This window comes from Candidatus Acididesulfobacter guangdongensis (assembly GCA_004195045.1).
In the GTDB taxonomy this organism is placed as follows: Bacteria; SZUA-79; SZUA-79; order Acidulodesulfobacterales; family Acidulodesulfobacteraceae; genus Acididesulfobacter; species Acididesulfobacter guangdongensis.
This window is the reverse complement of sequence record SGBC01000001.1, coordinates 135415-150597: the sequence shown is the minus strand read 5'-3', so window position 1 is coordinate 150597 and position 15183 is coordinate 135415. Positions and strand designations below refer to the sequence as shown.

9 protein-coding genes, 3 tRNA genes and 1 pseudogene are annotated in these 15183 nt (G+C 33.5%); 12 read left to right on the top strand and 1 reads right to left on the bottom strand.

Translation table 11 applies throughout. The features are described from left to right. The first annotated feature begins 163 nt into the window (after window positions 1-163). The 12 genes and pseudogenes from EVJ46_00750 to EVJ46_00695 all read left to right on the top strand — a co-directional run bounded on the left by EVJ46_00750 (window position 164) and on the right by EVJ46_00695 (window position 13375). Window positions 164-2128, top strand: coding sequence for a threonine--tRNA ligase (locus tag EVJ46_00750; protein RZD16800.1), 1965 nt, complete (start codon window positions 164-166; stop codon window positions 2126-2128). A gap of 324 nt (window positions 2129-2452) precedes the next feature. Beyond that, complete coding sequence (tig, locus tag EVJ46_00745; protein RZD16799.1) at window positions 2453-3733, top strand: trigger factor; 1281 nt, start codon at window positions 2453-2455, stop codon at window positions 3731-3733. Window positions 3734-3967: 234 nt separating this feature from the next. After that, window positions 3968-4585 (top strand): ATP-dependent Clp endopeptidase proteolytic subunit ClpP, encoded by a 618-nt coding sequence (clpP, locus tag EVJ46_00740; GenBank protein ID RZD16798.1) that lies wholly within the window; start codon window positions 3968-3970, stop codon window positions 4583-4585. 13 nt (window positions 4586-4598) lie between these two features. Further along, complete coding sequence (gene clpX, locus EVJ46_00735; protein RZD16797.1) at window positions 4599-5942, top strand: ATP-dependent Clp protease ATP-binding subunit ClpX; 1344 nt, start codon at window positions 4599-4601, stop codon at window positions 5940-5942. Between the two features lie 323 nt (window positions 5943-6265). Next, window positions 6266-6547: an HU family DNA-binding protein gene (locus tag EVJ46_00730; GenBank protein RZD16796.1), complete on the top strand. Its 282-nt coding sequence runs from the start codon at window positions 6266-6268 to the stop codon at window positions 6545-6547. Between the two features lie 268 nt (window positions 6548-6815). Next, window positions 6816-6892: transfer RNA gene (locus tag EVJ46_00725), tRNA-Val, on the top strand. Between the two features lie 865 nt (window positions 6893-7757). Beyond that, a pseudogene (locus EVJ46_00720) lies at window positions 7758-7958 on the top strand (hypothetical protein). Window positions 7959-8150: 192 nt separating this feature from the next. Further along, entirely contained in the window at window positions 8151-8960 is an 810-nt protein-coding gene (locus EVJ46_00715) for a hypothetical protein (protein RZD16795.1), read from the top strand. A gap of 564 nt (window positions 8961-9524) precedes the next feature. Next, window positions 9525-9601: transfer RNA gene (locus tag EVJ46_00710), tRNA-Asp, on the top strand. Window positions 9602-9927: 326 nt separating this feature from the next. Further along, window positions 9928-10012: transfer RNA gene (locus tag EVJ46_00705), tRNA-Leu, on the top strand. A 561-nt stretch (window positions 10013-10573) separates the two neighbouring features. Next, the gene (locus EVJ46_00700) at window positions 10574-11935 is read left to right on the top strand and encodes a hypothetical protein (protein ID RZD16794.1); all 1362 of its coding nucleotides are present in this window, start codon (window positions 10574-10576) and stop codon (window positions 11933-11935) included. 441 nt (window positions 11936-12376) lie between these two features. Then, entirely contained in the window at window positions 12377-13375 is a 999-nt protein-coding gene (locus EVJ46_00695) for an ROK family protein (GenBank protein ID RZD16793.1), read from the top strand. A 14-nt stretch (window positions 13376-13389) separates the two neighbouring features. On the opposite strand, the gene EVJ46_00690 is transcribed toward EVJ46_00695, so the two are convergent. Then, window positions 13390-14796 (bottom strand): divalent metal cation transporter, encoded by a 1407-nt coding sequence (locus EVJ46_00690; GenBank protein RZD16792.1) that lies wholly within the window; start codon window positions 14794-14796, stop codon window positions 13390-13392. Window positions 14797-15183 lie beyond the last annotated feature (387 nt).

The following is a 15183-nucleotide window of genomic DNA, read 5'->3' as shown; positions in this document are numbered from 1 at the left end:
TTGAGTTTAATTTATTTGCAAATTATTTTTTATATAAGTATAATATTTATGAAACCTGCTGCATTGGCAGCCTATATGTTATAGAACTTAGCAACGCCGGAAAATATATTTATTTTAATCTAATTTAACAGTATAATATAATGAAAGATTAATACGCAAAAATATGAGATTACTCCTTATTCACGCCGATAATTTCAGCTATGGGCTTACCGGAAAAACTCCGATGGCTGAGAAAATAGATGAAAGTGTTCATGAAAGTAATACCTTTAATGATTCATTGGTAGTTTTTTCCACCATAGAAAGCTCAGACGCTTCAGAGCCTGATGATATTATAAATTTAGCTCTTATTGAAATCGAAAAACTTTTCAACGAACTAAAACCGCCTACCATCATAATATATCCTTATGCGCACTTATCAAATGATTTGGGAAGACCGTCAGACGCTATAAAAATATTGGACGGACTGAAAAACAAACTTCAGGATGCGCTGCCGTATGTGCGAATAGAACGAGCGCCTTTCGGATGGTATAAAAGTTTTTCTATCGCGTGCAAAGGTCATCCGCTGAGCGAATCTTCAAGGCATATAGTCTCTTCTTCAGGAAATAGAACAGGGGCATCGGATGTTAATGCCGCTAATAACAAAATTGCAAAATCTAAAAACAGGGATGATATTGCAAAAGAGGTAGAAAGCGAATTTTTTATTTTAAATCCGGACGGCAGTGAAATACCAATAGATATTAACGATAAAAATATTTTAGACAGCGAAATATTAAACAGATACCCTTCTTTAAAAAAGTTTATAGCATTTGAAGAATTTAAGGTAAAAGAAGGCGCAGAACCTCCTTCAGTCGAAGCGATGCGGCGTCTTGAAATTGCCGACCATGAAGATAATTCAGACTCCGGGCATTTAAGGCTTTATCCTAAAGGAACTTTGCTGTATAAACTTATTTCAGACTGGGCTGAAGAGATTGCATTAGTTAAACTGAAATGTATGGAGATAGAAACCCCTCTGATATATAATTGGAACAAGCCCGATATCAAAGGACAAGGCGAATCTTTCCATGAAAGGCATTATACTATAATGGTGCCTGACGAAAAAATCAAAGACGACTCAGCGTCAATTGTTTTTGACAGAACAAAAGAATTCGTGCTGCGATTTGCCGGAGATTTTGGTTTATTTTCTATGATTAAAGATGCAAAGATAAGCTATAAACAGCTGCCATTGAGATTTTATGAGTATTCAAAAAGTTTCAGATATGAAAGAAGCGGAGAACTCTCAGGATTAAGACGTTTGAGGGCATTTACGATGCCGGACATACACAGTTTTTGCAGCAATATTGAAGAAGGATTCGATGAATATCAGGAACTTTACAGACAGTATTCCGACCTGGCAGATGCCATTAATATAGAGTATGCCGTGGTATTCAGAATAGTTAAGGAATATTACGATAAATACAAAGACAAATTGGTCAGCCTTTTAAAATATTCCAAAAAACCGGCGTTAATTGAAAATCTATCTAAAATGAAACATTACTGGGCATTAAAACACGAATTTCAAGGAATTGATTCCGTCGGGGGTTCGTGTCAGCTTTCAACCGTTCAGTTAGATGTTATTGATGCGGAAAGATACGGCATCAATTTTGTAAATGAAAGAGGCGAAAAAGAGGGATGCACAATCTGCCATTCTTCAGTCGGAACAATAGAACGCTGGATGTATCTGCTCTTAGAAGAAGCGCTTAAAAAGGAAATTCCTGTTTTACCTCTATGGTTAAGTACCACACAGGTCAGAATTATACCGGTCTCTGAAAAATATATGGAATATTGCGCGGAATTAATGAAAAATATTTCTTCGTATAAAATAAGAACTGATATTGACGATAGAGATTTCAGCATGGGTAAAAAAATAATGTTTGCGGAAGAGGACTGGGTTCCATACATTTTGGTTGTAGGCGAAAAAGAAAAAACCTCAAATTTATTATCCGTAAGAAACAGATACCGAGACAGAAAAACTGAAAATATGACCAAAGATGCGCTTGTTAAAGAAATTTTAGACCAGACCAAAGATTTGCCTTTTAGAAATCTTAACGTTGCCGATATGCTGTCTAAAAGACCGATATTTGTCGGATAGCGAGCGATAAGCATAAATAAGCGTAATATAAATAAACATAACTAAATAAATAAAAATAAGCAGAAATAAGTGTAGCAAGATAAGTAAATATAACTTAGTATAAATAAATACAAATAAGTGTAGCAAGATAAGTAAATATAACTTAGCACAAATAAATACAAATAAGTATAAATAAATACAATTAAATTTAATTAAGTATAACTATATATCAATAAATGCAAATAAACTTAACTAAATACAAATAAGTACAATTAAGTACAAATAGCTATAACTTATAATATAAGTAAGTATATTTAAACGAAGAATAACTATCCGGAGGTTTCAATAGTGGAAGAAAACGCAGGGAATGTCGATATAGCGCAGAACAAAGATTTACTTGTAGTGCAGGAAATTTCTCCTATCAAAAGAAAAGTAAAAATACAGATAGATACTGAAAAAGTCAACAGTCTTGTTGAATCAAAATTAAAAGAAGTTGCTAAGAAAGCGAATATAAAAGGTTTTAGACCAGGCAAAGCTCCAATTTCAGTAATCAAAAAGTTTCATGAAGCAGAACTTTTAGAAGAAGCTAAAATGGATGTGCTTAATGATGACTTTAAAAAGTTAGTGAGCGATAAAAATATTATGCTGGCAGGCAATCCATCCGTTGACAGGGAATTATCGGCAGATACCTATGAGATAGGATTTGAAGTTCTCCCGAGTATATCAAGCGTTAATTTAGATTTGAAAATTAAAAAAATTGAAAAAAGAGAAATTACAGAAGCGGTTTTAGAAGATGAAATTAACTACCTTCTTGAAAGAATGTCTGAAACTGTTAAATTGAACGCCGATGAAACCATTAACGAACACGACAGATATCTTGTCCATATAGATTATGTTACCGTAGATTCTGAAAACAATACTATCGACAGCGCAAAAGATTATACGTTAAATATCAATTCCGGTGCTTCGGAAAAGGACCTGGAGTCGTCATTTAACGGTAAAAAAATAGGCGACAGTTTTGAATTTGACGATAAAGAAAAAGGCGTTACTATAAAAGGCATAATTAAAAATATTGAAAAGAAGATTATGCCAGTTTTAAACGAAGATATACTTAAAAATTTTGGAGATTTTGAAAGCGTAGAAGATTTTAAGAAAAAATTGAGAGAGGAACTGGAAACTTATGAAGATAAAAAACAGCAGCAGAAGCTCATTGAGGCAATAACCCAAGAATTAATTAAAAATAATCCGGTTGAAATACCCGAAAGTATGATTGAACAGGACGCAAGAGCCAGATTTGACAACTTAATGAAAGACGAAAAATATAAAAATGCTTCAATGACGGATAAGCAAAAACAGGATATGTTTAATATATTGAAAGTTATGGCAAAAAAAGATATTATTTCTTATCTTTTAATAGAAAACATAGGAAAGATAGAAAAAATTGAAGTCGGCGATAAAGACATAGAAGATTTTTACCGCCAAACGTCTAAAGAGTCGGGTTTAGAATTTGAAGAAATCAAAAAACTATATGCAAATGATAAAGAAAATTATGAAAATCTTAAAAATCATATGCTTGAAGAAAAAATATATAATTTTATTATTGCAAATAAGATATCTTATGTATAATATAGATAAATAAGCGGTAAATTGTGATAAATTAGAGACGGACGTCAATTCAAATCAGGACGGACGTCTTTTGATGCTTAGCAGCACTCAGCGTCTTTTTTTTGTTCCGGACGTCAATTTAAATCATGGCGAGCATCTTTTGCTGCAGCTATTAAGAGTAACATATAAAACGAATAGTTATAAAAGAATTAATATTAATTAAGAAATTAATTAAGAAATCAGGAGAAACTAAATATGTCATTAATCCCTATGGTCGTTGAACAGACACACAGAGGTGAAAGAGCTTACGATATATATTCGCGGTTATTAAAAGATAGGATTATTTTTATAGGCGAAGCGATTGACGATACATTCGCAAATCTTATAATAGCTCAGCTTTTATTTTTAGAATCGGAAGACCCGGAAAAAGATATAAGTATTTATATTAATTCGCCTGGAGGCGTTATAACTTCCGGGCTTGCTATTTACGATACGATGCAATATATAAGACCGGATGTTTCGACTCTTTGCATGGGGCAAGCCGCAAGTATGGGAGCGGTACTGCTCGCTGCGGGGACGAAGGGGAAAAGATTTGCGCTGCCTCATTCAAGGATAATGATTCACCAGCCGTCAGGAGGTTTTCAAGGTCAAGCTACCGATATTGATATACAGGCGCGTGAAATTTTAAGAATGAGAGAAGAATTAAACTCAATTTTATCTTTTCACACATCACAGTCTATTGAAAAAATCAAGGATGATGCAGAAAGAGATTTTTACATGAGCGGGGCTCAAAGCGTCGAATACGGTATTATAGACAAAGTGGTTGAAAAAAAGGGTGCAGATAAAGAAATAAATAGTAAAGATAAAAAATAAAGAGGTAATTAAAATGGCTAAGAAAAATAATAATGATGACAGCAGCGGCAGAGAGCTATATTGTTCTTTCTGCGGAAAATCACAGGATGAGGTCAAAAAACTCATAGCTGGTCCGTCGGTTTATATATGCGATGAATGTATAGAGCTATGTAACGACATTATTTCGGAAGAAATTCCTGAGGCTGCGGAATTAAAATCGAAAGATGATAAAGAACGGATTTACAAACCGGCAGAAATTAAAAATTTTTTAGACCAGTATGTAATAGGTCAAGACAAAGCTAAGAAGATACTTTCCGTTGCGGTATACAATCATTATAAAAGAATTGAATACAATGCAGCTTTAAAAAAAAATAAAGGGTTAAAAGAATCGAAAGACAGGAATCCTTTTCATGATGTGGAAATGCAAAAGAGCAATATCCTTCTCATAGGTCCTACCGGAAGCGGTAAAACATTATTAGCAGAAACTCTTGCGAGGATGTTTGAACTCCCTTTCGCTATTGCCGATGCAACTAGTTTAACAGAAGCCGGCTATGTCGGCGAGGATGTAGAGAGCATTATTTTATCGCTGCTGCAAAATGCCGATTATGATGTTGAAAAGGCTCAAAAAGGTATAATATATATTGATGAAATAGATAAAATAGCAAAAAAATCCGACAATGTTTCTATCACAAGAGACGTTTCAGGAGAAGGTGTTCAGCAGGCTCTTTTAAAAATTATAGAAGGCACTGTTGCCAATGTGCCGCCAAAAGGCGGAAGGAAACATCCGCATCAGGAGTTTTTAAGGATAGATACTACAAATATTCTTTTTATATGCGGGGGCGCTTTTACCGGTCTTGATAAATTAATAGAAACAAGAATGAATTCTCAGCCGATAGGGTTCACCGCAAATATTAAAAGAGAAAAACAGCAAACGCATTCTTACGATATTATTAAGAAAGTAGAGGCAAGAGATCTCCTTAAATTCGGACTTATTCCTGAATTTATCGGCAGACTTCCTGTTATAGCAGCGTTAGAAGAACTTGATGAAAAAGCGCTGGTAGAAATTTTAACTAAACCTAAAAATGCCTTAATCAAGCAGTATCAGAAACTATTTGATATGGAAAATGTTAAACTTAAGTTTACCGATTCGGCTATTAAAGAAATTACTAAGCAGGCAATTACACATGGTTCAGGAGCAAGAGGATTAAGAGCTATTCTAGAATCCATTATGCTTGATATAATGTATGAAATCCCGACCGATTCTACTATTAAAGAATGCGTAATTAATGACGATGTAATATTAAATAACTCTATGCCGATTATTCTTTATGAAAAAGATATGGATTCGCCCGGTAAAACAGGGTCTAGTTCCAACTGAATCGGCGGCAATGCTCTGGTTTGGCAAGGCATGCAAAGAGTGAGGATAAGGTATAGTTCCGGCTAAATTGACGGCAATGGCGGCTGTTAAGTCAATTTATAATGACGTGTTAATTGAATAGTATTTATATAGTATATAATATTTTATTAAATTTATAAAAAATTTTATAAAATTAAAGATTTTTATTGACATATTTATAATAAACATATATATATTAATAATAGTTTATTAATATGCTGGTGTTGAAGCATTTAAAAGAAAAATAGCTTCAGCATGAAAGCAAAATTAAACAAATCATTTTATAATTTATGAAGGAGGAATTTATGACAAAAGCTGAGTTAGTAGATGCAATTGCAAAGTCATCTAAACTTACTAAAGCTGACAGTGAAAAAGCATTAAATGCAGCGGTAGAATCTGTTGTTGCTGCGCTTAAAAAAGGTGACAGCGTCAGATTGGTCGGATTTGGAACTTTTGAAGTCGTTAAACGCGCCGCAAGAAAAGGCAGAAATCCTCAAACCGGTAAAGAGATTCAGATAAAAGCATCTAAATCTCCTAAATTTAAACCCGGCAAGACCTTTAAAGAAGCCGTTAATGCCGGAAAATAACCGTAAAACAAGTTAAATCATATAAATCGTATATAGCAGTTAATATGGTTTAGTTTACTTACATAATTTGACCCTCGATTCTTTGTGAAAAGAACGAGGGTTTGTTTTCCAGCAAAAAAGTCGCATCGTTAGAAACTGATGTAGCGTAAAAACTAAGTTCCTTATAAATCAACAGGTCATAACGGATTAAAATAAGCTGCGTCCTTAGCGGCAGGTAGTTTGCTGTTGTTGTTATGTTATATAGTTGAATAAAATATAAATATAATATGGGCGGATAGCTCAGCCGGTTAGAGCATCGGCTTTACAAGCCGGGGGTCGCAGGTTCGAACCCTGCTCCGCCTACCATTCAAAGACGCAGTAAATAAGCACTTTCAAGCCTCTTGACATTCCGCACTAAACTTGTTAAAATCGCCGTAAATGATACAAATTTGTATAATATTTGTCACAAATCCGTCACTATACTGCACCCCATTTGTCAAGACCGATTTTTTATTTTCTTACTTCCCTTTTTTAATTCTTTTTCATTATCATTTTAATTATAGTAAAGTGTATTGACAAAGAGAACAGTTTATAATAAGATGTAATGAAAATTATTCTCTTACTAAAATTAAGATTTAAATTACTAACAAAGTAAAAGGAGTCAATTATGAAAGCTATAAAATTTTTAAAAGTTTTTTTAATTGGTTTTATTGTTTTAGGAGTCGGCAGTGCAGTACTTGCGTCCGTTTTTGCAGGAGCGTCTTACGGGGCATCGACCCAAATTACGCACAAAACGGTAATTAATAATGACGCAAAATTAATAAAGTTATACATAAAGATACTTAATAAAGTCGGTAATAATAAACAAGCGGCACTAGAAATCGAAAAAAGGCTTCTGGTAAGCCCCTCGGCATTAAAGTTATATATGAAAAAAGGCATGGGAGTTGGAAATGCCGTTTTTATAAAGTTAGTCGAAGACAATACTAACAGTGTAAACAAGACAGACGTAAAAAACTTTATCAAAAAATATTTGATGGACAACAATACCATATCTCAGCTTAACGGCAACGATGTAAATGTTAAAAATGTAATTAAAGAAATGAACGGCGCAGTTAACTTAAAGGTGGTAAACGAGGTCTATAAAACTGAAACCGGCGTAACCGTTGATCATGCCCTGTCTCTTGAGGTCAACACGCCGAACACGACGCATAGTTTAAAATTAGGAAATTATATGACTAACGAGAACGGCAATGTTTATAAAACTCATATTTTGCAAAACCAGATGAATCAGGTAAATAATACGCAAAGACAGATGAATCAGGTCAATAATACACAAAGACAGATGCAGCAGATGAACAACACGCAACAGCAGATGCAGCAGATGAACAACACGCAACAGCAGATGCAGCAGATGAACAACACGCAACAGCAGATGCAGCAGATGAACAACACGCAACAGCAGATTCAACAAACTAATAATATGCAACAGCAGATGATGGGCAGGTAATTAATTAATTTTCTATAAACAATATAAAAATGTAAGCTAAGTGCAAAAATACCTGAATATAATTGTAACTTAGCTTGCATTTTTTTTTTAGTAAAATAAGGAGGAGGATATTCGGTAATGATAAGAAAAATAAAAGTATTAAATATCGTTTTTTTTGTTTTTGTTTTTTTAATAATTTCCTTAAATGTCAATATATCCAAATCGTTTAGCGCTCCAAGTTTGCAGATAGGAACGGGCTATAACGAAACATGGGGCAAATACGGCACGAATTATACCACATCTTTAATTTATATCCCGCTTAATATAAATTATTACCCTGATAAAACTTTTAATTTTCAAGCTACTATACCTTATATGCAGGTTCATAAGCAAACATCGACGGTGTTGGTAAACAATATACCCGTTCAAAAAGCGGGCGCTTCGACTTCGACCACCGAAAGCGGTTTGGGAGATATAGTTTTGACTGGAAATTATAACATTACAAATCAGACAGTAAACCCTTCCCTTCCGACCTTAACGGCAACTGTTTTCGTTGACCTTCCCACGGCCAGCGAATCTAACGGCTTGGGAACGGGAAAGGCAAATTATGGTTTTCAATTTGGTGTTACGCAGCTAATAAAATCTTATTTTTATTTTATAAACGGCGGATATACAGTTTTAGGCAAACCTTCGGACATTGCCAGCCTTACTAATCCTTTTTCTGCATACGCAGGCGCGGGTAAATTAATCACGAAGAACCTCTCTATCGCCATATCGGGAGCATGGTCGCAGGCAATTATATCGGGAACGCACGATACTGTAACTGGAAACCTGTCTGCAATTTATACGGTGGTAAAAAATAATACGATAGGCGTTACTTATATAAAGGGTTTTACAAACGAAAGCCCGTCTCAGGGAATAATGCTAAGCTATTCGCTTATGTTTTAAATAAATCGGTTCAAAAGGCTTAAAATTTTAATTTGAATTATTAACAAAATTATTAATAAATTGTAAATAAATTTTAAAAAATGCTTTACATATTTTTTAAAAAATATATGCTACATATAACTATTAATAGCGTGAGGTGTATTTTTTTAGATTATTTTTTCAGGTGAATACTTGAGATAATTTAAAAAATATATGACTTGTATATCCAAAATATATATGGGGAATTTTATAGGTTTTTTTAAAAGAAGGTGCGTCAATTAGAGTATATCAATTTGAGTATAGAATCTATAAAGCAGATAATCAAGGCGGAACTTGATTTCAAAATGGACAAAGATGAAATTATTACATAAAACCGGCTATCATGGTGTCAATATGAGACTGTAGTATGATGAAGCGGAAATATTTAGGAATTCGGCTATTAAATATTTTGGAAAAAATTCCAATATTTATCTATTGTGTATGGGTGGGCTCCAGAACCGACGATAAAAAAATAAAAAATAATTACTTCTTTACATTGTCAAAATTTAATTATATAATCACAAATATAGTGTATTTTTATAATGCGGGGCTGTAGTTCAGCCGGTTAGAACGCCGGCCTGTCACGCCGGAGGTCGCGGGTTCGATCCCCGTCGGCCCCGCCAATTAGAAAATTATTTAAATTGGGTATAGACGTTTTTTCTTTTCATTTTTTTTATTTGCTGCCTTGCTTATTATTCCGCAATGTTAATTAGTTAGTCCATCAATGACGTTCAGTTAATGCAATTCCGCAATTAGAGCAAATACAAATTTAACATCTTTTATTTATCAAATTATTCTGATATAATTTAAAATATTTTAAAACAATTTTCCTATATAAATTAAAAGATTTATTTGCAATGCATATTGTTTATTTATATCTATTATTCGGTTTTTACGTAATATAATATATGTCATTATAGATATAAAAACTGCAAGTTCATACAGTATCGCGAAAGTGGCGGAATTGGTATACGCACTGGACTTAGAATCCAGCGGAGTAATCCATGGGGGTTCAAGTCCCCCCTTTCGCACCACGTAGTAAATAATGTATATTCGGCAATAAAATACTTGACAAATTTATTTTTTTGATATAATAATTAAATAATAATGGAAAGACGGTTAATTGCTAACTAAATTATTTTTAAAAATAAATTATTAACCTATTTAAATCATTCTGATATATGTAAAGATTTCTGATGTAAAGATTTCTGATGTAAAGATTTCTGATGTAAAGATGTTTAATTGTTAGAAAAAATTATTTTTAAAAATAAATTATTTAAATTATTCTATCGTATTTATTATTTAAATTATTAAATTTTTTATTCTGCTGTATTTAACTAGACGAAGAAAAACTCTCAATTTTACGCTTGTTTTAATTAACGCGACGTTTAATCGCTCGTGATGCTTTGCTGCATTAAATTAATTTAATTTTATTAAAACTGAGAAATTATTTTTCAATCGAAGTTATAAATTAATTTTTTTATTTTATAATTTTTCAGTTAACATAATGTAAATAATTTAAAGACAGTTATCAGCTATGCAGTAATTAGTTATTAGATCATTAAATCAATATAAACTAAAAAGGGAGGAAACAAATGAAGTTAAAAATTAATTTGTCATTGTTGCGTATAAGCCTAGTATTTGCGCTTGTATTTGCGGTATTGGCGTTTATGGTGACGTCTAAGTCTTTTGCCGGTACTTATCCTGCAAATTGGACGATGTACGCTATGAATTCTGACCACAATCCTGTGTACGAAAACGGAAGCAATTTAGATGCATATTGGACTGTCGGAGTTCCTGGAGCTATTTCTGCACGTATGTCCAAGAGGGCTTTTAAGGAACGGTATTTTAATCCGACAACCGTAAGAGATATTATGGGCATTCCTATAGGAGCTTCTGTCGCCAGGGGAGTTGTTTATGTGCCGAGCGACAATGATTATCTCTATGCATTAAATGCAAAGACCGGCAAACTTATCTGGAAATTTAATGCGTTAAATCAGCTTATGGGTACGCCTGTCGTAGCTCATGGAATTGTTTATATCGGGGCAGGCAATTCAGTTTTTGCCTATTCGCACGCCATAAAATTTGCGGAGCCTCATTCTCACGTCATCAGAGGCGTCGACGTAAGCGCATATTATGCTTTAAACGCAAAAACAGGTAAACTTATATGGGAATATCATACAAAAGGCGAAGATATGCCAACGCCTGTATATTATCATAACAAACTTATCTTTGGAAACGGTGACGGGCATATTTACGGTTTAAATGCAAGGACAGGCAAATTATTATGGAGGATATATATAAGATCGTTTGTCAGTATGTCGTCTGCCACAAGATATAAAAATATTGTATTGACTAACGGTACACATCCTAATTATTTTTATGCCGTTAATGCTAATACGGGAAAATTAATATGGAAGGTAAAACCTGCTCATTGTTTTTCATCAAGCAGCGGCGATGGTTCTCCTGCCGTATCAAAAAGCGGTATTGAAGTCAATCAGATTGAAATCCCGGGATTAACGGCGGGAACTTCAAGAAGCGAAGAAATTGCATTAAATGCAAGAAACGGGCACATTATTTGGAAAAAAATATTAGGTTCCGGAACTGTGCCGCCAAGAAACAAAGATGCTGTTCCTATGATACATAAAGGAATAATATATACAGGCAGCCCTGTTACAAAAAAAGCATATGCTATTAATCTGAAAACAGGCAAGATATTATGGAGCAAGAAACTTATCAGAATGAAAGCAGCGCCTGTATTGCTCGGATACAAGGTTTATTTCCCGACCGGTAACGGAACTATATTTGTATTAAACAAAAATAACGGGCATATAATAAGCAAATATAATGCGCATAACGGAGGATATGGACCGCAGGACGCCGTTATTATAGGTAAAACTATGATAATAGGAACCAATTTCGGCTGGATTAATGCTATCCCGCTTTCAGCATTATAAAATTTTATTGCTCTATTAGGAAAAGGTGTCAGATTAATTTTTTTGCAAATATCTTCTTTGTTAATTGAACTACTCCATATGCAAAAAAATAAAATCTGACACCTTTTCCTAAACATTTATTTATTTAATGAATTTAATATCAATTTAAATTTTTGATTAGGCTGAGTAGATTAATGGCTATAGATGCAGCTGTATGACATAGGTTTTATTATTGCCTGTGTCTGCAGCTGCATTTTTTTTAAATCCGCCTAACTTGTGTATTAAAATAATATATAAATATAAGAAAAAATATAATAGAATAAGAATAAGTTGATGGATTATAATTTTATATATAACAATATAGCAGCAGCGCCTCAATTAATAAATTAGATTTAACTAATATTGTGAGAAGTTTCCGTCCGAAAAGACGGCGGCAGTTCATTTTAATTCAGAAGGATAAGAATGAATAAAAATATAGATAAAATCGGTCAATATCTGGGTATTGACATCGGCGGGACGAATATAAGATTCGGCATGGTAGATGCAAGAGGCAGACTGTTAAGTTTTAATTCGATGCCTATTGAACAGTCTGCAGATAAAGCTATAGGGCAGATTAAAACATTTATAAAAAGATTAATTGAGCAACGTAAAGATTATGACACAAAAAATACAGGTATAAAAAATATAAAAGCTGTCGGAATTGCCGCTGCGGGACAAATAGACAGAAGGAGCGGCGTTATTATATATTCTCCTAATCTTAATTGGAGAAATGTTCGTATAAAAGAAGAACTTGAAAATTTATTTAATACCCCTGTTTTCATCGAGAACGATGTGAATGCAATAGCCTATGGAGAGTGGAAAACTGGTGCCGGTAAAGGCTTTAAAAACTTGGTATGTATTTTTATAGGGACGGGTATCGGTTCAGGGTTGATTATTAACAACAGGCTTATTGAAGGTTGTAACGGTTCGGCAGGTGAAATAGGGCATGCTGTTATAGTGTCTGGCGGAAGAAAATGTCATTGCGGAAATAACGGATGTTTTGAAGCGTACGCAGGAGGCTGGGGGATTGCAGAAATAGCCGTGGAAAAAGCAGTTCGAAATCCTGAAAAATATAAAATGCTGATAGAATTATCATCCGGCGGCGTAAATAATATTTCATCCGAATCAATCAGCAAAGCCTATATGCTAGAGGATGAAGCAGCAAAAGAACTTGTGCATATAACGGCGGGTTATATCGCCGACGGCATTATAAGCGTCGTAAATTTATTAAATCCGTGCATGATTGTTCTTGGCGGAGGAGTTATTGACGGTATACCTGATTTAGTCGAAATAGCAGAAAAAGAAATAAGAAAAAGGGCGCTGAAAGTGTCGGTGGATTCTTTGAAAATTATTAAATCAGAATTTGGCGAATCCGCAGGATTAATAGGGGCTGCTATGGTTGCGAAATCGCAAATAAAATAATTATATTGCGTGAATTAAAGCCAATTTTGAGGAAGTACCGTAATTATTCCAAGAACAACCATTATTAAACCTACCAACGCTACTATAGCCAATTTTGCTTTTGAGTAGGCATGTTCGCCAAGAATCTTCTTATTGCCGGCAAGCAATATTAAAAACACAAGTACAATCGGAAGAACAAAACCGTTAAATGCTTCAACGTCCACCATCAGAGTTACCAGAGGTATGTTAGGAGCAAGCACTATTAATGCAGCCATAATAATTAGCGCCATATATAAAAAATGAAACATTTTTGATTCCTTGAATTTATTATTTAAACTATGTTTAAATCCCCATGTTTCACCGGCTGCCCACGCAAAAGCCATGGATACGACAAAAGCGGCGAGAACGCTTGAACTGTATAATCCAACTGCAAAAAGAAGTCCGGCATATTTTCCCGCAAGAGGAATAAGAGATTGACCTATTGCTTTAGCGGATGAAGGAATTATATGATGTGTGTATAGTGTAGCTGCGGTCATCACTATTACCGCAATCATAAGAAGCTGTGTTGCTATACTGCCGACTAACGTATCTGCAGCTGCTAATTTAACATCATTTTTGCATAAATTTTTGTCAACGGTAGCGCTCTGCTGATAATATATCATCCATGGCATTATAACTGCGCCCGCATTAGCCGCTATTAAAAAGGCATAATTTTTGTTAAAGATCGGCTGAGAGCCTATAAGACCGCTAAATACTAATTTATGTAAATCCGGATGGGCAAAAATTGCGGCAGGAATAAAAACAAAACCGGACAATGCAAAAATAAGCGCTATATTTTCCGCTTTTTTATAGCTTCCCCTAAAAACAACAATGAGTAAGATTAGAACGCTGAATCCGATAGAATATATTTTAGGAATATTAAATATTTCACCGCTTGCCGCTATTCCTGAAAATTCTGTTAATAATGCTGCAAAAACCGTCAAAAATAAAAGGGCAGTCGAAAAAGCAGCCCATTTTGAACCGTAATATTCCCTTATTAGTTCACCGTGCCCTTTTCTTGTCACGCACCCGAGTCTTGAAGTCATTGATTGAATAAGATATAAAAAAGGAATGAGGATTATCTGCATCAGCACTAATTTGTAACCCCACTGCGCTCCAGAAACTGCGGCGGTAGTGACAGAACCGGCGTCCATATCTGCTACCATTACAATAAAACCTGGACCTAATACCTTAAAAAAATGCAGCCATTTATATGCAACTCTTTTAAATTTGTCCCTATATTTTTTATCTTTTCCGTATCTGTTTCTATTCCTTTTTTGAACCTGAATTTCAGATTCATCGTTGCTTGTTATGTATTTTTTCTTAAAATTTTCCGAGTTTTCAGATTTAAATAATTTGTTGCTTTTTTTATAATTATTTTTTTCTGAATGATGTTTATTCATCTAATTTATTTTCATTATTATAAATAATAATGAAAATTCTAAAATTTTAATTTAGTTTTTATACTTCTTATTATTTTTATTTATGTAATGTTAGCCTTAATTTTCAGATTTGTTTGTCTATTCTAATTAATTAATTAATTTAATTATTTAAATTTTTAATTATTTAATTATTTAATTTTGATACAGCAGGCTAATTGTATAATTATATAACGAAGCTAAGTCATATTGATACAAAAAAATTATAAAAAATGTAAAATAATACATTACTAAAATAGTCAACTATATGGAATTAATTTATTATATTTATTTAAGTTTGTCAATAAAAAATATCGAAAATATAAAAAATCAAAAATATCAAAAAATATAAATAAATTAATATTTTTGATA

Bases quoted from the DNA above. Each gene is read 5' to 3' on its own strand.
- EVJ46_00700 (RZD16794.1), top strand. From the start codon at position 10,574: ATGAAGTTAAAAATTAATTTGTCATTGTTGCGTATAAGCCTAGTATTT.
- clpP (RZD16798.1), top strand. From the start codon at position 3,968: ATGTCATTAATCCCTATGGTCGTTGAACAGACACACAGAGGTGAAAGA.
- EVJ46_00690 (RZD16792.1), bottom strand. From the start codon at position 14,796: ATGAATAAACATCATTCAGAAAAAAATAATTATAAAAAAAGCAACAAA.
- EVJ46_00695 (RZD16793.1), top strand. From the start codon at position 12,377: ATGAATAAAAATATAGATAAAATCGGTCAATATCTGGGTATTGACATC.
- EVJ46_00715 (RZD16795.1), top strand. From the start codon at position 8,151: ATGATAAGAAAAATAAAAGTATTAAATATCGTTTTTTTTGTTTTTGTT.
- clpX (RZD16797.1), top strand. From the start codon at position 4,599: ATGGCTAAGAAAAATAATAATGATGACAGCAGCGGCAGAGAGCTATAT.
- EVJ46_00730 (RZD16796.1), top strand. From the start codon at position 6,266: ATGACAAAAGCTGAGTTAGTAGATGCAATTGCAAAGTCATCTAAACTT.
- EVJ46_00750 (RZD16800.1), top strand. From the start codon at position 164: ATGAGATTACTCCTTATTCACGCCGATAATTTCAGCTATGGGCTTACC.